General features: G+C 74.7%; 20 protein-coding genes. 10 read left to right on the top strand and 10 right to left on the bottom strand.

The window, feature by feature from the left end; genetic code table 11:
- Positions 1-246: 246 nt before the first annotated feature.
- The 3 genes from ACFYP3_RS20870 to ACFYP3_RS20860 all read right to left on the bottom strand — a co-directional run bounded on the left by ACFYP3_RS20870 (position 247) and on the right by ACFYP3_RS20860 (position 3047).
- Complete coding sequence (locus tag ACFYP3_RS20870; RefSeq protein ID WP_362815231.1) at positions 247-1701, bottom strand: SPFH domain-containing protein; 1455 nt, start codon at positions 1699-1701, stop codon at positions 247-249.
- Between the two features lie 138 nt (positions 1702-1839).
- Positions 1840-2043 carry a hypothetical protein gene (locus ACFYP3_RS20865; RefSeq protein WP_388834502.1) on the bottom strand — a complete coding sequence of 68 codons (204 nt, stop codon included), beginning with the start codon at positions 2041-2043 and terminating at the stop codon, positions 1840-1842.
- 80 nt (positions 2044-2123) lie between these two features.
- Positions 2124-3047: a DUF3027 domain-containing protein gene (locus ACFYP3_RS20860; protein WP_388834479.1), complete on the bottom strand. Its 924-nt coding sequence runs from the start codon at positions 3045-3047 to the stop codon at positions 2124-2126.
- 327 nt (positions 3048-3374) lie between these two features.
- Here ACFYP3_RS20860 and ACFYP3_RS20855 point away from each other — a divergent pair, with 327 nt between their 5' ends.
- The 4 genes from ACFYP3_RS20855 (at position 3375) to ACFYP3_RS20840 (ending at position 7045) form a co-directional block, all read left to right on the top strand.
- Positions 3375-4742, top strand: a complete 1368-nt coding sequence (locus ACFYP3_RS20855) for an MFS transporter (protein WP_388834476.1) — start codon at positions 3375-3377, stop codon at positions 4740-4742.
- Between the two features lie 225 nt (positions 4743-4967).
- Positions 4968-5462 carry a DUF2771 domain-containing protein gene (locus ACFYP3_RS20850; RefSeq protein ID WP_388834474.1) on the top strand — a complete coding sequence of 165 codons (495 nt, stop codon included), beginning with the start codon at positions 4968-4970 and terminating at the stop codon, positions 5460-5462.
- A 13-nt stretch (positions 5463-5475) separates the two neighbouring features.
- On the top strand, positions 5476-6207 hold the full coding sequence (locus ACFYP3_RS20845) for a futalosine hydrolase (RefSeq protein WP_388834472.1): 732 nt from the start codon (positions 5476-5478) through the stop codon (positions 6205-6207).
- Complete coding sequence (locus tag ACFYP3_RS20840; protein ID WP_388834470.1) at positions 6188-7045, top strand: 1,4-dihydroxy-6-naphthoate synthase; 858 nt, start codon at positions 6188-6190, stop codon at positions 7043-7045. Before ACFYP3_RS20845 ends, ACFYP3_RS20840 begins: the two co-directional genes overlap by 20 nt.
- Positions 7046-7117: 72 nt before the next feature.
- Here ACFYP3_RS20840 and ACFYP3_RS20835 read toward each other — a convergent pair whose 3' ends face one another.
- Complete coding sequence (locus ACFYP3_RS20835; protein ID WP_030012939.1) at positions 7118-7501, bottom strand: cold-shock protein; 384 nt, start codon at positions 7499-7501, stop codon at positions 7118-7120.
- Between the two features lie 178 nt (positions 7502-7679).
- Here ACFYP3_RS20835 and ACFYP3_RS20830 point away from each other — a divergent pair, with 178 nt between their 5' ends.
- Entirely contained in the window at positions 7680-7931 is a 252-nt protein-coding gene (locus ACFYP3_RS20830; protein WP_385816887.1) for a hypothetical protein, read from the top strand.
- Here the strand turns inward: ACFYP3_RS20830 and ACFYP3_RS20825 are convergent.
- Together ACFYP3_RS20825 and ACFYP3_RS20820 are read right to left on the bottom strand one after the other, a co-directional pair.
- Positions 7920-8564: an HAD family hydrolase gene (locus tag ACFYP3_RS20825; RefSeq protein ID WP_388834466.1), complete on the bottom strand. Its 645-nt coding sequence runs from the start codon at positions 8562-8564 to the stop codon at positions 7920-7922. The two genes, ACFYP3_RS20830 and ACFYP3_RS20825, sit on opposite strands and share 12 nt — an antisense overlap.
- Before the next feature lie 109 nt (positions 8565-8673).
- The gene (locus ACFYP3_RS20820; protein WP_388834463.1) at positions 8674-9693 is read right to left on the bottom strand and encodes a hypothetical protein; all 1020 of its coding nucleotides are present in this window, start codon (positions 9691-9693) and stop codon (positions 8674-8676) included.
- 86 nt (positions 9694-9779) lie between these two features.
- On the opposite strand from ACFYP3_RS20820, the gene ACFYP3_RS20815 reads away from it, so the two are divergent.
- Complete coding sequence (locus ACFYP3_RS20815) at positions 9780-12263, top strand: helicase-associated domain-containing protein (RefSeq protein ID WP_388834460.1); 2484 nt, start codon at positions 9780-9782, stop codon at positions 12261-12263.
- Between the two features lie 68 nt (positions 12264-12331).
- Complete coding sequence (locus tag ACFYP3_RS20810) at positions 12332-12991, top strand: DUF4291 domain-containing protein (RefSeq protein WP_388834457.1); 660 nt, start codon at positions 12332-12334, stop codon at positions 12989-12991.
- Here the strand turns inward: ACFYP3_RS20810 and ACFYP3_RS20805 are convergent.
- Complete coding sequence (locus tag ACFYP3_RS20805) at positions 12978-13526, bottom strand: DoxX family protein (protein WP_388834455.1); 549 nt, start codon at positions 13524-13526, stop codon at positions 12978-12980. The genes ACFYP3_RS20810 and ACFYP3_RS20805 overlap by 14 nt on opposite strands.
- Positions 13527-14335: 809 nt before the next feature.
- Between ACFYP3_RS20805 and ACFYP3_RS20800 the strand changes: the two genes are divergently transcribed.
- Complete coding sequence (locus tag ACFYP3_RS20800) at positions 14336-15979, top strand: DNA repair helicase XPB (RefSeq protein ID WP_362813946.1); 1644 nt, start codon at positions 14336-14338, stop codon at positions 15977-15979.
- Here the strand turns inward: ACFYP3_RS20800 and ACFYP3_RS20795 are convergent.
- Both ACFYP3_RS20795 and ACFYP3_RS20790 read right to left on the bottom strand, forming a co-directional pair.
- Positions 15945-16745: a glycosyltransferase family 87 protein gene (locus ACFYP3_RS20795; RefSeq protein WP_388834451.1), complete on the bottom strand. Its 801-nt coding sequence runs from the start codon at positions 16743-16745 to the stop codon at positions 15945-15947. The two genes, ACFYP3_RS20800 and ACFYP3_RS20795, sit on opposite strands and share 35 nt — an antisense overlap.
- Positions 16746-16831: 86 nt before the next feature.
- The gene (locus ACFYP3_RS20790) at positions 16832-17017 is read right to left on the bottom strand and encodes a hypothetical protein (protein ID WP_388834449.1); all 186 of its coding nucleotides are present in this window, start codon (positions 17015-17017) and stop codon (positions 16832-16834) included.
- A gap of 298 nt (positions 17018-17315) precedes the next feature.
- On the opposite strand from ACFYP3_RS20790, the gene ACFYP3_RS20785 reads away from it, so the two are divergent.
- Positions 17316-19391 (top strand): HelD family protein, encoded by a 2076-nt coding sequence (locus tag ACFYP3_RS20785; protein ID WP_388834447.1) that lies wholly within the window; start codon positions 17316-17318, stop codon positions 19389-19391.
- A gap of 60 nt (positions 19392-19451) precedes the next feature.
- Here the strand turns inward: ACFYP3_RS20785 and ACFYP3_RS20780 are convergent, their stop codons facing one another.
- Positions 19452-20138, bottom strand: a complete 687-nt coding sequence (locus ACFYP3_RS20780) for a copper homeostasis protein CutC (RefSeq protein ID WP_388834445.1) — start codon at positions 20136-20138, stop codon at positions 19452-19454.
- 109 nt (positions 20139-20247) lie between these two features.
- Between ACFYP3_RS20780 and ACFYP3_RS20775 the strand changes: the two genes are divergently transcribed.
- Positions 20248-20979, top strand: coding sequence for a hypothetical protein (locus ACFYP3_RS20775; RefSeq protein WP_388834442.1), 732 nt, complete (start codon positions 20248-20250; stop codon positions 20977-20979).
- The last annotated feature ends 45 nt before the right edge of the window (positions 20980-21024 follow it).

The following is a 21024-nucleotide window of genomic DNA, read 5'->3' as shown; positions in this document are numbered from 1 at the left end:
CGCGGGGGCCCGCGCATGGGGGGCCCCCCCCCCCCCCCCCCCCCGGCGGGTTTGGGGGGGGGGGGGGGGGGGGGGCGGCCCCCCCACCGCGGCGCCGCACTGACCACGCACTTCGGCGCTCGCGCCGCTGCTGGGGCTCCGCCCCAGACCCCGCTCCTCAAACGCCGGAGGGGCTGGATATGCCGCTGCGCGGGGGTGCGGGGGCGGAGCCCCCGGACGAGGCGCCGCACCCGACCGTGCGCGGAGCTACTCCTCCCGGATCGGGACGCGGCCGTTCACCGCGGGGCCGGCGGAGCCACCCGCAGGGGCCTGGCCCATCGAGGCCAGGAGCTGGCGGGCCACGCCCAGGCCCGTGCCGCCCATCGTCAGGGCCTTGGCGAACATCTCCGACATGCCCTCGGCCCCGTTCAGCAGCACCATGTGCTCCACGTTCCCGAAGGCGCCCGCGCCGGCCTCCACGATCGCCGGCCAGTTCTCGGCCAGCTGCTGCGCGACCACCGCTTCCTGGTTCTCCGCCAGCGCGGCGGCCCGTGCCTTGATCGCTTCGGCTTCGGCCAGGCCGCGCGCCTTGGCCGACTCGGCCTCCGCGAGGCCCCGCGCCTGCGTCGCCGCCGCCTCGGCCTCACCCGTCGCCCGCGTCGCCTTCGCCGACGCCAGACCGCGCGCCTCCGTGGCCGTCGCGTCCGCGGTCGCCGCCGTCGTCACCCGCGTGGCCTCCGCGGCCGCCGCGAGCTCCGTCTCCTTGGCCTTCGCCTGCGCCGCCGAGATCCGCGCGTCGCGCTCGGCCTCCGCCCGGGTCCGCGTCTCGTACGCCGCCGCGTCCGCGGGCTTGCGTACGTCCGCCTGCAGCTGCTGCTCGCGCCGGTGCGCCTCCAGCTCCGCGACGCGGGTCTCCTGGACGACGACCTCCTGCCGGGCGGCCGCCTCGGACAGCGGACCCGCCTGACGGGCCGTCGCCGCCGCCTTGTCGCGTTCGGCCTGGTAGCCGGCCTGCAGGATCTCGCTGTCGCGCGTGGCCTCCGCCATCCGGGCGAAGGCGGCCTGTTCGGCCTCCGTGGCCAGCCGGTTCGCCTCGGCCTGGGCTATCCGCGCGTCCCGCTGCACGGCGGCCGCGTGCGGCATCGCCAGGTTCTTGATGTAGCCGGTCGGGTCCTCGATCTCGTGGATCTGCAGCGAGTCGACGATCAGGCCGAGCTTCTCCATCTCGGTGCCGCAGGCCATCCGGGTCTGGCCCGTCAGCTTCTCGCGGTCGCGGATCATGTCCTCGACGGTCAACCCGCCCACGATGGAGCGCAGATGGCCCGCGAAGACGATGTGCACCCGCTCGGGCATCATCTTCTGCTGGTCGAGGAAGCGGCGGGCCGCGTTGGCGATCGACACCAGGTCGTCGCCGACCTTGAAGATGACCACGCCCTTGACCCGGAGCGGGATGCCCTGGTGGGTGACGCAGTCCACCGACAGCTGCGTCTCGTTGAGGTCCAGGGACAGTTTGCGCACGGCCTGCACCCCCGGCAGGACGAGCGTTCCGCGCCCGGTGACGATCCGGAACCCCATGCCCTGACCGACACCCTCGGTCTTGTGCGTGGAACCGGAGATGACGAGTGCCTCGTTGGGCTCGGCCACCCGCCACATGAGCTTGAACAGGCCTATCGCGGCCACGATTGCGGCGAGAACGATTCCCGCCACGACGCCGATAGCCATCGGCAACGCCCCCTTTGTTCCAGTGCCGTTCGGCACCGACGAGGGCGAGTCTGCGCCTGCCGCGACCCGGCGTGAAGACGGGGGGTCGTTCTTGTCGCCATCTTGATACGCACAGGTCGTACGGGGGTGGCGGCCGTCTCAGCTGTCGTAGGCCGCCATCACGTACACCGTGCGCGGCGGCTGGTACTCGACCACCGTCACCACCGTGCCGACGGCCAGCCGGCCGGTGCCGTGGACCGGGTGGGCGAGGAAGTGTTCCGCCCCGCCCCGGATCCGTACGATCACCTCGCCGACGAGGCCCGGCCCGACCGTCCCGGTCACCCGGCCGGTCATTCCCACCATGTCCGTGTACGAGCCCGTGTCCCCCATGGGGCGAGGGTACGCCGCCGGGCCGGCGGCGGCCCGGCCGCGGCGGCGCGGCCTTACGAGTGGCCGAGGTCCTCGGCCGGGAGGCCGGAGACCGGGACCGAGCCGGTGTCCTCGGAGACGGGCGGCCGCAGGGTGAACTCGTCCGAGGCCATCGAGTCGAGCACCGGCGGAGCGGGCCGCAGCGGCGTCGGCATGACCGCGGCCTCCGAGTGGCCTCCGCAGCCGTAGGACAGCGACACCAGACGGCCGTCGGCCGGGCTGAACTCGTTCGCGCAGACACCGAAGGCCTGGCCGAGCGAGCCGCCGATCGCGACGAGGAAGCCGCAGGAGACACAGGACGCGGGCGCGGCCTGCGCCATCGGGGTCTTCGCGCCGAAGTTCTCGTCCCAGCGGTCGGCCGCGCTGTGCAGCCCGTACCGCGACAGCACGCGCGCCCGGCGCATGCCCAGCTCCTCGGCGACGGACGTGATGGAGCCCCGTACGGGGACCACCGCGCGGTCGGTGACGTCGGCGTCCTCGGCCTCGACCAGTTCGGCCATCTCGGTGGAGACCACCGAGTTCGGCGGCGGGGCGTCCTCGCCCGACCAGCCCGGCTCCAGGCGCAGGTCCTCGGCGTCGGTGGGCAGCAGGTCGCCGGGCCCCATGTCGCCGGGGCGCAGCCGCTCGCTCCACGGCACCCACTCGGGGGCCAGCAGGGCGTCGTCGCCGGGCAGCAGCACCGTTTCGTCGAGCGTGACGTTCTTCGCGCGGGAGGCGCGGGTCACGGTGACGGCCCAGCGCCAGCCCCGGTAGCCCGGTTCCTTGGACTCGAAGAAGTGGGTGACGACGCGGTCGCCCTCCGCCACGGCGGAGACGTGCGCGCCCACCACTCCGGGGAAGGCGGCCTCTTCGGCCGCCGCGCGGGCGAGTTCTACCGCCTCGACGCACAGGCGGTCGGGGGTACGCGGGGTACGGCTTCGCGTCGTCGCAGCACTCACTGGTCTCGTTCTCTCCTACGCCGTCTCACGTGTGCGCCGTCCGTACTGTCGTCCACAACGACCCGTCGGTGCTGTCCGTACGTGGCGCGGGCGGAGCGGACCAGAGGGCCGCGTCGACGTCCGCACCCGATCGGACTCCGGGCGCACCTCACTGCAACCCATTCTGCGGGATCACGAAGAGGCGCGCGGCCAGGAGCAACCGCCGGTGGCGCGCTACGCACGCTACCTCCTCTTAAGCCTCGGGCACACATGCAAGGTCCGATTCGCGGACAAGCCACCGGCTCCGCGACGCGCCGGGAGGCGCCCACGAGGGCCGGGTGGGGCACTATGTCGAGTGTGGCACCCGCACGGTCGTCCGACGACGGCTCGGGACCGGCCAGGCGGGCCGGCCGGGCTGTCGGGCGTGCCCTGCACCTTCCGTTCACGGGTACGGCGCGCGGGATCCGGCGGGCCACGCACGCGCACGGGGCGGGGGAATCGGGCCTCGGCAAGCTGATCGAGCTGCACGCCATCAACGGCGCCGGCGACATGATGATCACCGTGGCGCTGGCCTCGACGGTGTTCTTCTCCGTGCCCACGGACGAGGCGCGCGGCCGGGTGGCCCTGTACCTGGCGATCACGATGGCCCCCTTCACCCTGCTGGCTCCCGTGATCGGGCCGCTGCTGGACCGGCTGCCGCACGGCCGCCGGGCCTCGATGGCGGCCGCGATGCTGGCCCGGGCGCTGTTGGCGCTGATCATGTCGGGTGCCGTGGAGACCGGGGGGATCCAGCTGTATCCGGCGGCCCTGGGCGTGCTGGTCGCCTCCAAGTCGTACGGGGTCGTGCGCAGCGCGGTGGTGCCGAGACTGCTGCCACCGAAGTTCTCCCTCGTCAAGGCGAACTCGCGGGTCACCCTGGCCGGGCTGCTGGCCACGGGCGTGGCGGCGCCGGTGGGCGCCGGACTGAACTCGATCGGGCCGCAGTGGCCGCTGTACGGGGCCTGCGCCATCTTCGTGTGGGGGGCCTTCGCGGCGTTCACGCTGCCGCACCGCGTCGACGAGGCGAAGGGCGAGCGCCGGGCGCGGCTGTCCACGCACGAGGCGCACTCGAAGCGGCCGGGGCTGCGCACGGTCAGCCGCTCGGTGCTGTGCGGGCTGCTGGCGAACGCCGCGATGCGCGCGCTGTCCGGGTTCCTGATCTTCTTCCTGGCGTTCCTGCTGCGCGAGCATCCGCTGGCGGGGCAGAGCGCGGCGGTGTCGCTGGGCATCGTGGGCGTCTCGGCGGGCGTCGGCAACGCCTGCGGGACGGCGGTGGGCGCCTGGCTGCGGGCAAGGGCGCCCGAGGCCATCATCGCGTCGGTGCTGTGTCTCACGCTCGGGGTGGCGGTGCTCGCGGCGATCTTCTTCAGCGGGCTGTTCATGGCCGTGCTGGGCGCGACGGCGGGCTTCTGCCAGGCGCTGGCGAAGCTCTCGCTGGACGCGATGATCCAGCGGGACGTCCCCGAAGCGGTGCGCACGTCGGCGTTCGCCCGTTCGGAGACGCTGCTCCAGGTGGCGTGGGTGCTGGGCGGCGCGATCGGCATCGCCCTGCCGCTGAACGGCGTACTCGGCATGTCCGTCGCCGCGGCCATCGTCGCCCTCGGCACGACGATGGCCCTGCGCGGTGTCGCCTCCGCGCCCGGCCACCACAGCGCCTCCCACCCCCGGGTCGCCTGACGCACCACCACTGCCGGGGCTGCGCCCCGCACCCCGTACGTGCGCTTCGCGCCCGTGCCCCCAAACGCCGGGCGGGCCGGAAAATCCAGCCCCGCCGGCGTTTGAGGCGCGGGGGCTCGGGGGCAGCGCCCCCGCAACAGCGCCGCAGCCGGACAATGCGCCGCGCCGCAGGCCACGGGTACCCCATGCAGCAGCGCAGCCCAGGGGCCCGATAGCCTTCGGCTCATGACCGCACCGCTTTTCTCGGGTAGGGCCCGCCGCAGCGTCGCGGCCCTCGGAGCCGTGTCCGCCGGCCTCCTCCTCCTCTCCGCCTGTGGGGAGGAAAAGCCGACACCGCTGGCGACCGTGACGGTCGGCACCTCGTCGGTGTCCACCGAAGCCTCCTGCCACGGCGGCAAGGAGCCGTTGTCCATGGAGAAGGTCCAGGATTGCCTGACCAACCTCAAGGACCCCAAGACCATCGAGTACGCCCGTGGCGAGACCCTGCGCCTCGGGGTCGAGCCGGAGGTCGTCGAGGACGGCAAGCGCTGGTCGGCGGTGCTCGACGGCCAGCCGATCACCGAGCCCTCCTCGAACACGTACCGCAGCTTCCCGGGCGCCGACGTCTTCGCGACCGGCGGCCAGGGCGAGGCCCCCGCCTCGAAGAAGCTGGCGTTCCTGCAGATCGGCGAGGACGGCAAGCCGCTCGCCGTCTGGTCCTTCAACCTCAAGCTCAAGTAACCGGACGGCACCGGTGCGCGCGCTCGTCGTGACCGCGGTGGTGGCGGAGGCCGATTCCGTCACCACCGGTCTGACCCCTCATCCGGACTCTCCCGGTCCTGAGCCGCGCACGCTTCCCGGCGGGTACCCCATCACCCGCCGGGACCTTCCGGGCATCGCCTTCGACGTGCTCGTCGGGGGCGTCGGGCCGGCGGCGGCCGCCGCCGGCACCGCCACCGCCCTGGCCCTCGGCACGTACGACCTCGTCGTCTGCGCCGGCATCGGCGGCGGCTTCGAGCCCGCCGCCCCGCTCGGCTCCCTGGTGGTCGCGGACGCGATCGTCGCCGCCGACCTGGGCGCCGAGACCCCCGAGGGTTTCGTGGACGTGAGCGCGCTGGGCTTCGGGCACGCCGTGCACCTGCCGCCCACCGAGCTCGCCGCGCGCGCCGCCGAGGCGACCGGGGCGCTGCTCGCGCCCGTGTTGACCGTCTCCACGGTCACCGGGACCGCCGCCCGGGCCGCCGAGCTCGCCGCCCGGCACCCGATGGCCGGGGCCGAGGCCATGGAGGGCTTCGGCGTCGCGGAGGCGGCGGCCGCGCACGGGCTGCCCGTACTGGAGATCCGCGCCGTCTCCAACACCGTGGGCCCGCGCGACCGTGCCGCCTGGCGGATCGGGGACGCGCTCACCGCGCTCACCGCCGGCTTCCGCGTGCTGGGGCCCGTACTCGCGACCTGGGGAGAACGCCATGAGCACGATCACCGGTGAACCGCTGAAGATCGCCTATTCGCCCTGTCCGAACGACACGTTCGTCTTCGACGCCTGGGCGCACGGCCGGGTCCCGGGCGCGCCCGCCCTCGACGTCACCTTCGCGGACATCGACCTCACCAACGGCATGGCCGAGCGCGGCGAGCTGGACGTGCTGAAGGTGTCGTACGCCGTGCTGCCCTGGGTGCTGGAGGAGTACGCGCTGCTGCCGTGCGGCGGTGCGCTCGGGCGCGGCTGCGGCCCGCTGGTCCTGACCCGGGAGCCGGGCCTGGACCTGACGGGGAAGACGGTCGCGGTGCCGAGCGAACGCTCCACCGCCTACCTGCTGTTCCGGCTGTGGGCGGCGGACGTCCTGCCCGAGGGCGTCGGCAAGGTGGTCGTCCTGCCGTTCCACGAGATCATGCCGGCCGTCCGCGACGGCCGGGTGGACGCCGGACTGGTCATCCACGAGGCCCGGTTCACCTACCAGGACTACGGGCTGCACCGCCTGGCCGACATGGGCGAGCACTGGGAGTCCACGACCGGCCTGCCGATCCCGCTCGGCGCGATCATCGCGAAGCGCACGCTGGGTGCGCGGCGGCTGCGCGAGCTGGCCGAGTCGGCCCGTACGTCGGTCCGGATGGCCTGGGACGACCCGGAGGCCTCCCGCCCGTACGTGCGCGCGCACGCGCAGGAGCTGGACCCCGCCGTCGCCGACCAGCACATCGGGCTGTACGTCAACGAGTTCACCGCCGACCTAGGCGATTCGGGCTACGCGGCGGTGCGCGGCCTGCTGACCCGGGCGGCCGCGGAGGGACTCGTGCCGGCCATCGCGCCCGACGCCCTGGCCTTCCCGTAGCCGCGGCCGCCCTGCGCACGACCGCGCCCCGCCGCTCTTTCGAGTGGCGGGGCGCTGGCGTGCGTACGGAGGTCAGACGTCGAGCTGGTCGGCCACCGCGCGCAGCAGACCGGCGATCTTCGTGCCGTGCACCTTGTCGGGGTAGCGGCCGCGCTCCAGCATCGGGGTGATGTTCTCCAGCAGGGTCGTGAGGTCCTGCACGATCGAGGCGAGCTCGTCGGGCTTGCGGCGCTGCGCCGCCGCGACGGACGGCGCCGGGTCCAGTACCGTCACCGAAAGTGCCTGGTCACCGCGCTGTCCCGCGACGACACCGAATTCGACGCGCTGGCCGGGCTTGAGGGCGTCGACCCCGGCAGGGAGCACCGACGAGTGGACGAAGACGTCGCCGCCGTCGTCGCGGGAGAGAAAGCCGAAGCCCTTCTCACTGTTGAACCACTTGACCTTGCCGGTAGGCACGTCCGTCCTCTGTCCTTGTGCTCGTCGGGGTCCGAAGGGCCGTGAACGGCTCCGGACAACAGCGCAGCGGGCCATGGGTGACCCGCCACCTCAAGGCTAATGGTCGGGGGCCGGGTGACAAGACGTTCCCCGGTCCTTCACCGTCGGCTGCCTTCGGCCAGGGAACTACCCTGGTGGGGTGACTGTTACTCCTCATTCCGACGAAGCGCGGCCCGGCGACGGGCTGGTCAAGGCCGGCGGCATCGTGTTCATCGCCGGGGCCGTGGCCACGCTGGCCACGATGGCCCCGCTGTTCCTGGACGTCGATCCGTTCCCGCCGTACGCGTGGGCGGTGTGCATGCTCATGGGCGTCGGCTTCGCCATCTCCGCGGCGGGCGTCCTGCGCTCGGCCGCGGCCCAGCGCAAGGCGGCCCGGGCCTCACAGGCCTGAGCCGGCCCGCACCGGCTGCGCTGCGACGTACGCGGCGAGCCAGTCCGGGAGCGCGGTGAGGTCGGGCAGCACCACGTCCGCGCCCGCCGCGCGCAGTTCGGGCTCCGGGCACGGCCCTGTCGGCACCGCCACGGACAGCGCGCCGGCCGTACGGGCCCCGCGCACGTCGCCGACGTGGTCGCCGACGTAGACCTGTGCGCCGTACTCGCGCAGCGCGCCGGCCTTGGCCTCCGCCCAGAGCCAGCCGATGACCGCGTCCGGCTCGATGCCGAGGTGCGCCAGGTGCAGCCGGGCGTTGGGCTCGTGCTTGGCGGTGACGACGATCGCGCGGCCGCCGAGCGCCTGGACGGCCTCGATCGCCTCGCGGGCGCCCGGCATCGCCGGGGTCGGCTCGATGGCGTAGGTGGGGTAGATCTCGCGGTAGCGCTCGGTCATGGCCGGGATCTCGGCCTCCGGGAACCAGTACGCGAGCTCCTCCTCCAGCGGCGGGCCCAGTCGCGTGACCGCCTCGTCGGCGTCGATGAACGTGCCCGTCTCGGCCGACAGGGCCCGGTAGGCGGCCCGGATGCCCGGACGGGAGTCGATGAGGGTCATGTCGAGGTCGAAGCCGACGGTGAGGTTCATACGGGCCATTGTGCCGAGGCAGGGTGACAGGGGGCCGACCCCGGGGCAACCACGGGGGAACGAACCCGTCGGGTCGCCGCACCCTTTCGCGCCGTGGGCGACCTGTCCGGCCCCGCCCTCAGCGGCGGCGGGCGCGCCAGACCAGGTAGAGCACGGAGGCGGCGGCGGCCCCCCGCAGCAGCCACGGCCACATGCCCTGCACGGCCCCGCTCAGCTGCTCGTCGGCGAGCGTCTCGCCCCACTTGCCGTTCATCCGGCCCCACAGCCACACCCCCGCCCCCGCGAGGACCACGCCGGGCGGCCCGAAGACGGCCCACTTCCGCTCGGCCGGCCGCAGCACCCGCGAGGCGTACGGCAGGAGCCAGCCGATGACCAGCAGCAGCCAGTACCCGGTGACCGCGCCGACGACGAGCACGGCCGCGGCCAGCAGCAGGAAGGCGTTCGGACGCGGCCGGGCCGGCGCCGCGCCCGCCCCCTCCGCCCGGCCGCCCGCGCCGGCGGCCTCCTTCCTGGCCCGCCGCCGCTCGCGCAGGAACCGTACGAGGCCGCGCGCACCCGAAGGCGGCGGCCCGGGCACGTCCTGCGCCTCCTTGCCCGCCTCCTGCCGCTCCTCCTCCTCGAACAGGTCCGGCCTCTCGATGCCGCCGACGAAGCCGTCGACCTGCGGACCCGATCCGTACACGCCCGGCGACATCCGCCACCACTCGGGCTCGGCCCCGCCGGACGGGCCCAGCTCGTCGAGCCCGGCCAGGTGCGGCGGCACGTTCACGGGCTCCGCCGCCGGCCGCGCCGCGGGCGCGCCCGGGCGGCGCAGGCGCCCGGGAGCCCGCTGGGCCGGCACCGATGCGCCCGGGCCGGACACCGCGCCGGACTGCGGGGCGGACTCCGGGGCGGGCGCGGCCGGGCCCGGCCGGGAGCCGTGGCCGTCCACGACCTCCTCCGGCGTGCCGATCCGCTCCAGGATGCGGCGCACGGCCGCCGGGGTCTCCGGTTCGTACTTGGCGCGCCGACGGTCGATCTCGTCCCGCAGGCCCGCCACCAGGCGCATCCGGTCGCCGGAGGAAAGCTGCCGCTGCTGGGCCAAGTCCCCGACGCGGCTCAGATATTCGTAGACCAGATGGTCGCTTTCGATCCCCATGCCCCGGCTCCTCCCCTACCGCCCACCCGAAAGGTAGCGCGTGCGCCCGTGGAGCCGCCGCGGGCACAGCGGATACCGTTGGCCGGATGGGGACCGGCCGACTGACCGGCCGACGCGACCAGGAGGCGACTGTGCCCGAGGCAAGCACTGCCGGGGGATCCGGCGGAAGCGGAGCCCCGCGCTCCCTCGCCGAGGCGCTGCGCGCCCGCGACGACGCGGCGCTCTCCGCGCTGCTGCACGCCCGCCCGGACCTGCTCGGTCCGGTGCCCGGCGACGTGACGCAGCTGGCCACCCGCGCCGGAACCCGGGCGTCGGTGGTGCGCGCGCTGGAGCGTCTGGACCGCTTCACGCTGCAGACGGCCGAGGCGCTCGCCGTGGCCCCCGACCCGTGCCCGTACCCGGTGCTGGAGTCGCTGCTGACCGGCGAGGAGGGCACCACCGGCGAGGACAACGGCGCCCGCGCCGCGCTCCCCCGCGCCCTGGGCGCCCTGCGCGACCAGGCCCTGGTGTGGGGCGACGACGACCGGCTGCGCCTCGTGCGCACCGCCCGCGAGCTGCTCGCGCCCTCCGCCCAGCGGCCCTCCCCGACCGGCCTCGGGCCCACGGTCGCCGAGGCCACCGCCGGCATGTCGCCGACCCGGATCCAGGAGATCGTGGCGGCGGCCGGGCTGCCCCCGACGCACGACCCGGTGTCCGCGGTCTCGGCGCTGACCGGGCTGTTCACCGACCCGGAGCGGATGTCCGCGCTGCTCGACGAGGCTCCGGCCGAGGCGCACCAGGTGCTGGGGCGGCTCGTGTGGGGGCCGCCGTACGGGGAGGTGACCCCCCAACCGACCGCGCCGGTGCGCTGGCTGCGCGACCGCGGGCTGCTGCTGCCCGCGACGGCGCGGACCGTCGTACTGCCCCGCGAGGTGGCGCTCCACCTGCGCGGCGGCCTCGCGCACCGGGACACCGCGCCGGTGGCCCCGCCGGTGACCGCGCACCGCGAGCACCGTCCACAGCTTGTGGACGCGAACGCCGCCGGGCAGGCGCTGGCCGCGCTGTCGACCGTCGAGGAGCTGGTGAAGTCCTGGGAGCACGCCGCTCCGCTGGTGCTGCGGGCCGGCGGGCTCGCGGTACGGGACCTGAAGCGGGCCGCGGCCGCCCTGGACACGAGCGAGCAGTCGGCGGCCTTCTGGATCGAACTCGCCTACGCCGCCGGACTGCTGGCCGGCGACGGGGAGGCGGACGAGCGGTACGCGCCCACGCCCGCCTTCGACGACTGGTGCGAACTGCCGCCCGCCGACCGCTGGTCGGCGCTGGCGCAGGCCTGGCTGCCGGCCACCCGCACGTCCGGTCTGGTCGGCGAACAGGACGCCAAGGGGCGCACGCTGTCCGCGCTCGGACCCGACCTCGACCGCTCCGCCGCGCCCGAGGTGCGCCGGCGCGTCCTGGAACTCCTCGCCGCCCTGCCCGAGGGCGGGTCCCCCGACCCGGAGGCCGTGCTGGACCGGCTCGCGTGGGAGCGTCCCGTACGCGGTACGAGCGCCCTGCGCACCCGCCTCGCGCGCTGGGCGCTGACCGAGGCGGAGGTCCTCGGCGTGACCGGCCGGGGCGCCCTGTCCGGGCCCGGCCGGGCCCTGCTCGCGCACGAGGACCCGGCGCCGCTGCTGGCCCCCCTCCTTCCCGAGCCGGTGGACCACGTGCTGCTCCAGGCCGACCTGACGGCGGTGGCCCCCGGCCCGCTGCGCCGGCCGCTCGGGGACACCCTGGCGGTGCTGGCGGACGTGGAGTCCAAGGGCGGGGCGACGGTGTACCGCTTCACGCCCGGTTCGGTGCGCCGGGCCCTGGACGCCGGGCATGCCGCCGCCGACCTGCACGCCTTCCTCAAGGAACACAGCCGCACCCCGGTCCCGCAGCCCCTGGCCTACCTCATCGACGACGTGGCCCGCCGCCACGGCCACCTGCGCGTCGGCACGGCCTCCTCCTACGTCCGCTGCGACGACGACGCGATGCTGGGCGAGATCCTGGCCGACAAGCGCTCGGCCGGGCTGGGTCTGCGCCGCCTGGCCCCCACGGTCCTGGCCGCGCAAGCCGAACCGACCACCCTGCTGGAGGGTTTGCGGGCGATGGGATACGCGCCGGCCGCGGAGTCCCTGACCGGTGACGTGCTGGTGGCGCGGGCCGACGCCCATCGCGCACCGGCCCGCTCGGCGCCCGTACCGGTCCCGGACGGTCCGCCGGTGCCGGACGCGACGCTGCTGGCGGCGGCGGTACGGGCGATCCGCGCGGGCGACCTGGCGGCGACGGCGGTCCGCAAGGAGCCCGCGCCGTCCGCGGGCGCACCGGGCGAACTCCCGCGCACGAGCGCGGCGGAAACCCTGGCGACCGTCCAGGCGGCGGCCCTGACCGGCTCGGCGGTGTGGATCGGCTACGTGAACGCGGACGGCGCCGCCAGCCAACGCGTCATCGCCCCGGTCCGCGTGGAGGGCGGCTTCGTCACCGGCTACGACCACACGGCCGACGAGGTCCGCACCTACGCCCTCCACCGCATCACGGGCGTGGCCGAACTGGCGGAGGACCAGATCTAGCGCCTCCGGCCCGGCGCCCGCGCGGAAAACAGCTGGCCGGCCGTCGGGCGATCCCGCACGCTGGGGCCATGTCCGCCGTACCCACCCCACCGCCCACCCGCCGGATCCGCGCCGCGCACACCGACACGACGCTCACCGTCTACCAGGCCTACGCCCCCAGCCTGGGGGCCCCGGCCGCCCGCGACGGCCGCTTCCCGCCCGCCTGGAAGCGGGAGCGGATGACGTGGATCAAGCCCTCGTTCCTGTGGATGATGTACCGCTGCGGCTGGGCCACCAAGGTCGACCAGGAGACCGTGCTGGCCGTCGAGATCACCCGTGAGGGCTTCGACCGGGCCCTGCGCGAGGCCTGCCTCTCCCACTACGTGCCGGAGGTGCACGCGGACCGGGCCGCCTGGCAGGAGTCCCTGCGCGGGGCGCCGGCCCGGGTCCAGTGGGACCCGGAGCGCGACCTGCACCTGAACCCGCTGCCGTACCGCTCGCTCCAGCTGGGCCTGTCCGGGCCGGCCTCGCGGGCGTACGCCGACGAGTGGACGGTCTCCATCCGCGACGTGACCCCGCTGGTCCGGCGCATCCACGACCTGCTGCGGTCGGGCGACACCGAGGCGGCGCGTGCGCTGCTCCCCGCGGAGACGCCGTACCCGGCGGGCCCGCTGGAGCACCTCGGTGCGGGAAGTGCGGGAAGTGCGGGAGGCGTGGGAGGCGTGGGAGGAGCCGTCAGTCCCGGATGAGCAGGACGACGAATCCCGCGATGACGCCCAACAGCACGCCGGCCCAGGCGAAGCGGGGCCGCGACTCGCGCAGCACCGGGAGGTAGTGGTCGGCGGCGAAGCGGCCCGGTCCGGTGAGGGTGAGGGCGACGGCCCCGGCGAACAGCAGCACTTCGAGTTCCACGCCCTTGGGCGGGAAGTAGGCGCTCAGCCCCCGGACGTCGAGGACGTTGATGAAGATGCCGATCAGGGCGGCGCCGGCGAGCGGGGTGAGCAGGCCGAGGGCGAGCCCGAGACCGCCGAGGGTCTCGGACAGGCCGGCGATGACGGCCATGGTGTCCCCGGCGGGGTAGCCGGCCATCGTGAAGCCCTTGCCGGTCGCGTCGAGGCCCGGGCCGCCGAACCAGCCGAAGAGCTTCATGGTGCCGTGGCCGACCATGCTGAGCCCGACGACGAGCCGGAGCACGAGCAGGCCGATGTCGTGGGTGGCGGTGGTGACGGTGGCGGGGGCCGAGACGGCACGCATGAGCGCCTGGTCCCGTCGGTCTTGCGTCATGAGCGTCCGTTCTTACGTCGCCTGTGAGCGACGGCCACCGTATGACGCCGGTCCGCGATGATCCGGCCGCAACGTCGCCGGACGGCACCGACGACCCGTTCGGCCGCAGTCCCGGCCGGGGCTCGCGCCGGTTGGCTGCGCCGCTTGGGCGGGGTCGGCGGGGGGCCGGTTGGGGTGGGGGCGGGCGCGCGCCGGGGCGTCTCCTCGGGCGCCAAACGTGTCGGGGTGTCGGAGAGCTGGGCGGAAGTGCGTTTGGCACCCTGCGGGGATCACCCCGACACACACCCACCCCCACCCCAACCGGCCAGCCTGCTACCCGCTGCTTGCGCACCATCCAGCCCAGCCGCGCAAATTCAGCCCCGCCGGCGTTTGAGGCGCGGGGCCCGGGGCGGAGCCCCGATCTGTAAGCCGCACCGTCCAGCTACGCCGCCAATCCAGCCCCGCCGGCGATTGAGGCGCGGGGTCCGGGGCGGAGCCCCGATCTGTAAGCCGCACCGTCCAGCTACGCCGCCAAATCCAGCCCCGCCGGCGATTGAGGCGCGGGGTCCGGGGCGGAGCCCCGATCTTTGAGCCGCACCGTCCCGCTGCGCCGCGCAAACTCAGCCCCGCCGGCGTTTGAGGCGCGGGGCCCGGGGCGGAGCCCCGATCTTTAAGCCCCGCCGGCGATTGAGGCGCGGGGTGTGGGGCGGAGCCCCGCGGGGTGGGGGCGGAGGCGCAGGAGAATCTCCCGCCCCGCCCGGGGATACGGCAGACTGGAGGTTTGGCCGCCCGCCCCCGGGCGGCCCTCTCCCCGCCGGAAAGGGACGCGCGTGAACGGACCGCTCATCGTCCAGAGCGACAAGACCCTCCTGCTCGAGGTCGACCACGAGCTCGCCGGAGCCGCGCGGCGCGCCATCGCTCCGTTCGCCGAGCTGGAGCGCGCCCCCGAGCACATCCACACCTACCGGATCACCCCGCTCGGCCTGTGGAACGCCCGGGCCGCCGGGCACGACGCCGAGCAGGTCGTCGACGCGCTCGTCGAGTACTCCCGCTACCCCGTCCCCCACGCGCTGCTCGTCGACGTGGCCGAGACGATGGCGCGCTACGGCCGCCTCACCCTCTCCAAGCACCCCGTGCACGGTCTGGTCCTGACCAGCACCGACCGGCCCGTGCTGGAGGAGATCCTGCGGTCCAAGCGGATCACCCCGCTGGTCGGCGCGCGGCTCGACGCCGACACCGTGGCCGTGCACCCCTCCGAGCGCGGTCAGATCAAGCAGACGCTGCTCAAGCTGGGCTGGCCGGCGGAGGACCTCGCCGGGTACGTCGACGGCGAGGCGCACGCGATCGACCTGGCCGAGGACGGCTGGGCGCTGCGCCCGTACCAGCAGCAGGCCGTCGAGGGCTTCTGGCACGGCGGCTCCGGCGTGGTCGTGCTGCCCTGCGGCGCCGGCAAGACGCTGGTGGGCGCCGGGGCCATGGCGATGGCCAAGGCGACCACGCTGATCCTCGTCACGAACACCGTCTCGGCCCGCCAGTGGAAGCACGAGCTGGTCAAGCGGACCTCGCTGACGGAGGAGGAGATCGGCGAGTACTCCGGCACCCGCAAGGAGATCCGGCCCGTCACGATCGCCACCTACCAGGTCCTGACGACGAAGCGGAAGGGCGTCTATCCACACCTGGAGCTCTTCGACTCCCGGGACTGGGGCCTGATCGTCTACGACGAGGTGCACCTGCTGCCGGCGCCGGTCTTCAAGTTCACCGCCGACCTCCAGGCCCGCCGCCGGCTGGGCCTGACCGCGACGCTGGTCCGCGAGGACGGGCGCGAGTCGGACGTCTTCTCGCTGATCGGGCCGAAGCGGTTCGACGCGCCGTGGAAGGAGATCGAGGCGCAGGGCTACATCGCGCCGGCGGACTGCGTCGAGGTCCGCGTCAACCTGACGGAGTCGGAGCGGCTCGCGTACGCGACCGCCGAGACGGAGGAGAAGTACCGCTTCTGCGCGACGACCGCCACGAAGCGGAAGGTCACGGAGGCGCTGGTGCGCAAGCACCAGGGCGAACAGACCCTCGTCATCGGCCAGTACATCGACCAGCTCGACGAGCTCGGCGAGCACCTGGACGCCCCCGTCATCAAGGGCGAGACCTCCAACGCGCAGCGCGAGAAGCTCTTCAACGCCTTCCGCGAGGGCGAGATCAGCGTGCTGGTCGTGTCGAAGGTCGCGAACTTCTCCATCGACCTGCCGGAGGCCACGGTCGCCATCCAGGTGTCGGGCACCTTCGGCTCCCGCCAGGAGGAGGCGCAGCGCCTGGGCCGCGTCCTGCGTCCGAAGGCGGACGGGCACGAGGCCCGCTTCTACTCGGTCGTCGCGCGCGACACAATCGACCAGGACTTCGCGGCGCACCGCCAGCGCTTCCTGGCCGAACAGGGCTACGCCTACCGGATCATGGACGCCGACGAGCTGCTGGCGAGCGACTGACGGACGCCGGGTGAGCGTCCCGCCGGCCCGGGGCGGCCGTGGCCCGGGCCGCGGCGATCAGCAGGGCCAGCAGGGGGACGGACCAGACCCACAGGGCCGGCCAGTCCGTCAGCGGGGTGGTGCCGGCGGCGGCGGGCAGTCGGCGGGTCCAGAAGGCGGCCGACTCCTCCGGGAGGACCAGCAGCCCGAGCAGCGCGGTACCGGCGAGGGCGGCCAGCGCGGTCAGTCCGGCCCGGACGCGGCGGGTCGCCAGCAGGTACGGGACGAAAGCCGCCGGGGTGAGGGTGATCCCGGCGGCGATGCCCAGCGCGAAGCCCTTGCCGAGCGCGGCGCCGGGCCGGCCGAGGTCCCACAGGACCAGGCAGGCGAGGGCCAGGTTGACCTGGCCGGGGAGCGGGGCCTGGAACAGCGGCCCCAGCCACAGTCCGGCGACGGTGGCGGCCAGGACGGGCCCTGGCCTGGCCGCCAGTCCCGCGAGCCGCCAGGACAGGCTGATCAGCAGGGCGAGCAGCCCGGCGTCGCCGAGGACGAGGACGGCCTTCAGTACGCCGGCGGGCAGCCCGGCGGCCGGTGTGAACAGGATCGCCGCGAACGGCGGATACGCGTCGGACGGACGCCACTCGGCGGCGCAGAACCCGTCGAGGAGGGCATCGGCCACCGGCACCCGCAGCGCGACGCCGAGCACGCCCAGCACGAGCAGCGACCCGGTCACCAGCACGCCGGCGGAAGGCAACGGCGAGCGGCTGTGGGCAGGGCTCCGGGTCACGCGCGTGACCCTAGTGGATCACCCGACGCACCGTGCCGCACGCCCGGTCCGAGCGCGACCACCCCACGGGCGGGCGGCGGGAGTGGTCAGCGGCGTATGACGCCGGCGTCCTCGGCGTATTCGCCGAGGACGACGACGCTCACGGCCGCCGCGGCGAAGATCCTGGCCGCGTGCAGCGCACGGCCGAGGGGGTGGGTGGGACGGGCGTCGGAGAGAGCGGTGGCGCCGCGCGGGCGGCCACCCTGGACCGGGGTGAAGGTTGCGGTGCTCATGTGTCCATGGTGCTTTTCCGCCGCGCGCGTCACATCGCCCTGGGGGCTGAACCTCGGGCCCCACGGCCTCCTCCTCCCGGCTCATGCCGCTCCCCGAGGCCCTCCCTCAGGTATGACACTCCCCCGTATGACACCCGTACGGGGGTCCCGTGCGGGACGACGAAATCCGTTCGCGCCGCCCCGCCCCGGTGGCTACAATCTCCGCTCTTGCCGCCTCCCACCGCCTCATCGGGGAGAGCCGCCCCCCGGTTGGAAACCGGCGGGCTTCTGTTCCGCACCAGCAGCTGGAGGCAGTCCCGTGCCCGCGCACGCCCCCGAGTCCGAGTCCGACCCGCTCGCCCGCGAACGGGCCCACCTCTCCCGCTCGCGCTCCGCCCTGCGCGCGATGCGCGAGGACGTCGAGGCCCTCGACATCCGCGACGTCACCGCGAACTGGGTCAACGCGATCGTCCTCCAGGCCCAGATCGACGACCGCATCAAGGCCCTCGCCGACCTCTCGCACACCCCGCTCTTCTTCGGCCGCCTCAACTACCTGCACGCGCCCGGCGCGGAGCTCGCCGAGGGCGCGGAGGGCGAGCAGTTCTACATCGGCCGCCGCCACGTCCACGACGCCGACGGCGATCCGATGGTCATCGACTGGCGCGCGCCCGTCTCCCAGCCGTTCTACCGGGCGTCCAAGAAGGACCCGCAGGACATCTCGCTGCGCCGCCGCTTCGGCTACACCGGCGGCGAGCTGACCGCGTACGAGGACGAGCACCTGTCCGACCCGGCCGAGGCCGCCGCCGTCAGCAAGCTGCTCCAGCAGGAGATCGAGCGTCCGCGCGTCGGCCCCATGCGGGACATCGTCGCGACGATCCAGCCGGAGCAGGACGAGATCGTCCGCTCCGGGCTGTCCGGTTCCGTCTGCGTGCAGGGCGGTCCCGGCACCGGGAAGACCGCCGTCGGCCTGCACCGTGTCGCCTACCTCCTCTACGCGCACCGCGAGCGCCTCGCCCGCACGGGCACGCTCGTCATCGGGCCGAACCGTTCCTTCCTGCACTACATCGAGCAGGTCCTGCCCGCCCTGGGTGAGCTGGAGGTCAAGCAGGCCACCGTCGACGACCTGGTCGCCCGCGAGGGCCTGGAGGTACGCGGCACGGACGCCGCCGAAACCGCCGTGGTCAAGGGCGACGCCCGGATGGCGGAAGTGCTGCGCCGCGCGCTCGGCTCGCACGTCACCGCGCCGACCGAGCCGCTGATGGTGGTGCGCGGTTCGCGGCGCTGGCGGGTGCCCGCGTACGAGATCGCCGAGATGGTCGAGGAGCTGCAGCAGCGCGACATCCGCTACGGCGCGGCCCGGGACGCGCTGCCGCAGCGCATCGCGCACGCGGTGCTCGTACGGATGGAGCAGGCGGGCGAGGCGCCGGACGACCGCGTGCAGGACGCGGTGGCCCGCAACCCGGCGGTGAAGGCCGCGGTGAAGGCGGTCTGGCCGCCCGTCGAGCCGGCGAAGCTGGTGCTGCGCCTCCTGTCCGACCCCGACTTCCTCGCGCTGCACGCGGCCGACGTCCTCTCGGCGGACGAGCAGAAGCTCCTCCTGTGGCCGAAGCCGTTCCGGAGCGTGAAGTCGGCGAAGTGGTCGGCGGCGGACCTGGTCCTGATCGACGAGGCCGCGGACCTGGTGGAACGCACCCCCTCGCTGGGTCACGTCGTGGTCGACGAGGCCCAGGACCTGTCGCCGATGCAGTACCGGGCGGTGGGCCGGCGCTGCACGACGGGCTCGGCGACGGTCCTCGGCGACCTCGCGCAGGGCACCACCCCGTGGGCCACGCGCAGCTGGGACGAGGCCCTGACCCACCTGGGCAAGCCGCAGGCGGTGCTGGAGGAGCTGACGGCGGGCTTCCGCGTGCCGCGCGAGGTGATCGCGTACGCCTCCCGGCTGCTGCCGTCGATCTCCCCGGGCCTGGCCCCGGTCTCCTCGGTCCGCGAGACCCCCGGCTCCCTGCTGGTCGCGCACACCTCGGACCTGACGGCGGACGTGGTGGCGACCTGCCGCGCGTCGCTCGCCCACGAGGGCTCGATCGGCCTGATCGCGGCGGACGCGCGGATCCCCGCCCTGGCGCAGGCCCTGACGGCGGCGGACCTGCCGTACCTGTCGCCGGGCGAGGAGACCACGGCCGAGTCCCGTCTGACCCTCGTCCCGGCCTCGCTGGCGAAGGGTCTGGAGTACGACTACGTGGTCCTGGACGAGCCCGCCGCGATCGTCGACGGCGAGCCGGACGAACGCACGGGCCTGCGCCGCCTGTACGTCTGCCTCACCCGCGCCGTGTCGGGCCTGAGCGTGGTGCACACGGCCGCCCTGCCTGCGGCTCTCGCCGACGGTGACGTGACCTGACCTGACCTGCGGGTCCGCTCCCGGCGGCTCCGCCCCGGCCCCGTGGGGCCGCGGCGGCCGTCAGGACAGGGCGGTGCGCCAGGCCGCGACGGCCGCCGCCGAGACGGGGCGGCCCCACCCGTCGGGGCGGGCCGCCCCGCCGATGTGGAACGCGTCGATGCCCCCGGCGAGCAGCACCGGCAGGTGCTCCAGCGTCAGGCCGCCGCCCACGAGGATCCGCGAGCCGTACCCCGGCTCGCCCCCGCGCGCCGCCTCCGCGAGCAGCACCGCGAGCCCCGCCTCCACGCCCGCCGCCGAGCCGGCCGTCAGGTAGGTGTCCAGACCGGGAAGGTCGGCCAGGGCCTTGCGCAGCTGGTCGCGGTCCGCCGCGCGGTCGATCGCCCGGTGGAAGGTCCAGCGGCAGCCGTCCAGTTCCGCGACGACCGCCTCGACGGCGGCCAGGTCGGGGGTGCCGTCCGGGTTCAGGAAGCCGAGGACGAACTCCCGCGCGCCCTCCGCCCGCAGCTCCCGCGCCGCGCGGACCAGGACGGAGAGGTCGCCCGCGGCGAAGCCGTCCGTCTTGCGGAGCATCACGCGCAGCGGGATGTCGACCGCCGCCCTGATCGCCGCGAAGGTCTCGCGCGCCGGGGTGAGCCCGTCGGCGGCCATGTCGGTGACCAGTTCGAGTCGGTCCGCCCCACCGGCCTGGGCCGCGATCGCGTCCTCCGCGTCGAGGGCGATCACCTCCAGGAGCGCACGGTTGCTCATTCGTTGCCGTCCTTCGTCCGGTATGAAAAATAGGTCTAGTCCAATATCCAGGGTACGGGCCTCCACCCGGGCTCCACCAGCACAATCACGCCACCCCCACAATGTGCCCATGGACACAGGCACCCAGCACCGCGACGCCCCCCGGGGCACCGGCCCCGACACCACGGCCCTCCGGGCCCGTTGGCGGGCCACCGTCACCGCCGCCGGCGCCGCCGCATCCCGCGATCCCGCCCCCTACGCCGAGCGCCTGCTCGCCGCCTGGGCGGAGCCCCAGCGCCGCTACCACACCACCGCGCACCTGGCCGACGTCCTCGCGCGGATCGACGTACTGGCCGCGCACGCCGCCGACCTCGCCGCCGTGCAGCTCGCCGCCTGGTTCCACGACGCCGTCTACCGCCCCGACCGCTCCGAGAACGAGGAGCGCAGCGCCGCCCTCGCCGAGCGCGCCCTCCCCGAGCTCGGCATCGGCGCCGCCCGCACCGCCGAGGTGGCCCGGCTGGTCCGGCTCACCGTCACCCACGACCCCGCCCCCGGCGACACCGACGGCGAGGTGCTCTGCGACGCCGACCTGGCCGTCCTGGCCGGCGCCCCGGAGGCGTACGCCGCCTACGCGGCCGCCGTGCGCGACGAGTACGGGTTCGTCCCGGACGAGGCCTTCCGCACCGGCCGCGCCGAGGTGCTGCGCGGGCTGCTCGACCTGCCCCGGCTGTTCCGCACGCCCTACGGCGCCGCGCACTGGGAGGCCCCGGCCCGCGCCAACCTCACCGCCGAGCTCGCCGCGCTCGCCGAGCTCCCCGCGCCGGAGGCTCCCGGTGCTCCCGAAGCCCCCGGGGGAATGTGATCGCGTGCGCGACGGTTGGTGACAGTCATGCCCGCAGCTGCCGCA

This window comes from Streptomyces sp. NPDC005533, assembly GCF_042871845.1.
Classification (GTDB): domain Bacteria; phylum Actinomycetota; class Actinomycetes; order Streptomycetales; family Streptomycetaceae; genus Streptomyces.
This window is presented reverse-complemented; position numbering and strand designations above follow the sequence as displayed.

What these genes read in the sequence shown, in the direction of transcription:
- ACFYP3_RS20870 (WP_362815231.1), bottom strand. Translation starts at nt 1,701, where the DNA reads ATGGCTATCGGCGTCGTGGCGGGAATCGTTCTCGCCGCAATCGTGGCC.
- ACFYP3_RS20865 (WP_388834502.1), bottom strand. Translation starts at nt 2,043, where the DNA reads ATGGTGGGAATGACCGGCCGGGTGACCGGGACGGTCGGGCCGGGCCTC.
- ACFYP3_RS20855 (WP_388834476.1), top strand. Translation starts at nt 3,375, where the DNA reads ATGTCGAGTGTGGCACCCGCACGGTCGTCCGACGACGGCTCGGGACCG.
- ACFYP3_RS20850 (WP_388834474.1), top strand. Translation starts at nt 4,968, where the DNA reads ATGACCGCACCGCTTTTCTCGGGTAGGGCCCGCCGCAGCGTCGCGGCC.
- ACFYP3_RS20840 (WP_388834470.1), top strand. Translation starts at nt 6,188, where the DNA reads ATGAGCACGATCACCGGTGAACCGCTGAAGATCGCCTATTCGCCCTGT.
- ACFYP3_RS20825 (WP_388834466.1), bottom strand. Translation starts at nt 8,564, where the DNA reads ATGGCCCGTATGAACCTCACCGTCGGCTTCGACCTCGACATGACCCTC.
- ACFYP3_RS20820 (WP_388834463.1), bottom strand. Translation starts at nt 9,693, where the DNA reads ATGGGGATCGAAAGCGACCATCTGGTCTACGAATATCTGAGCCGCGTC.
- ACFYP3_RS20815 (WP_388834460.1), top strand. Translation starts at nt 9,780, where the DNA reads ATGGGGACCGGCCGACTGACCGGCCGACGCGACCAGGAGGCGACTGTG.
- ACFYP3_RS20810 (WP_388834457.1), top strand. Translation starts at nt 12,332, where the DNA reads ATGTCCGCCGTACCCACCCCACCGCCCACCCGCCGGATCCGCGCCGCG.
- ACFYP3_RS20805 (WP_388834455.1), bottom strand. Translation starts at nt 13,526, where the DNA reads ATGACGCAAGACCGACGGGACCAGGCGCTCATGCGTGCCGTCTCGGCC.
- ACFYP3_RS20790 (WP_388834449.1), bottom strand. Translation starts at nt 17,017, where the DNA reads ATGAGCACCGCAACCTTCACCCCGGTCCAGGGTGGCCGCCCGCGCGGC.
- ACFYP3_RS20780 (WP_388834445.1), bottom strand. Translation starts at nt 20,138, where the DNA reads ATGAGCAACCGTGCGCTCCTGGAGGTGATCGCCCTCGACGCGGAGGAC.
- ACFYP3_RS20775 (WP_388834442.1), top strand. Translation starts at nt 20,248, where the DNA reads ATGGACACAGGCACCCAGCACCGCGACGCCCCCCGGGGCACCGGCCCC.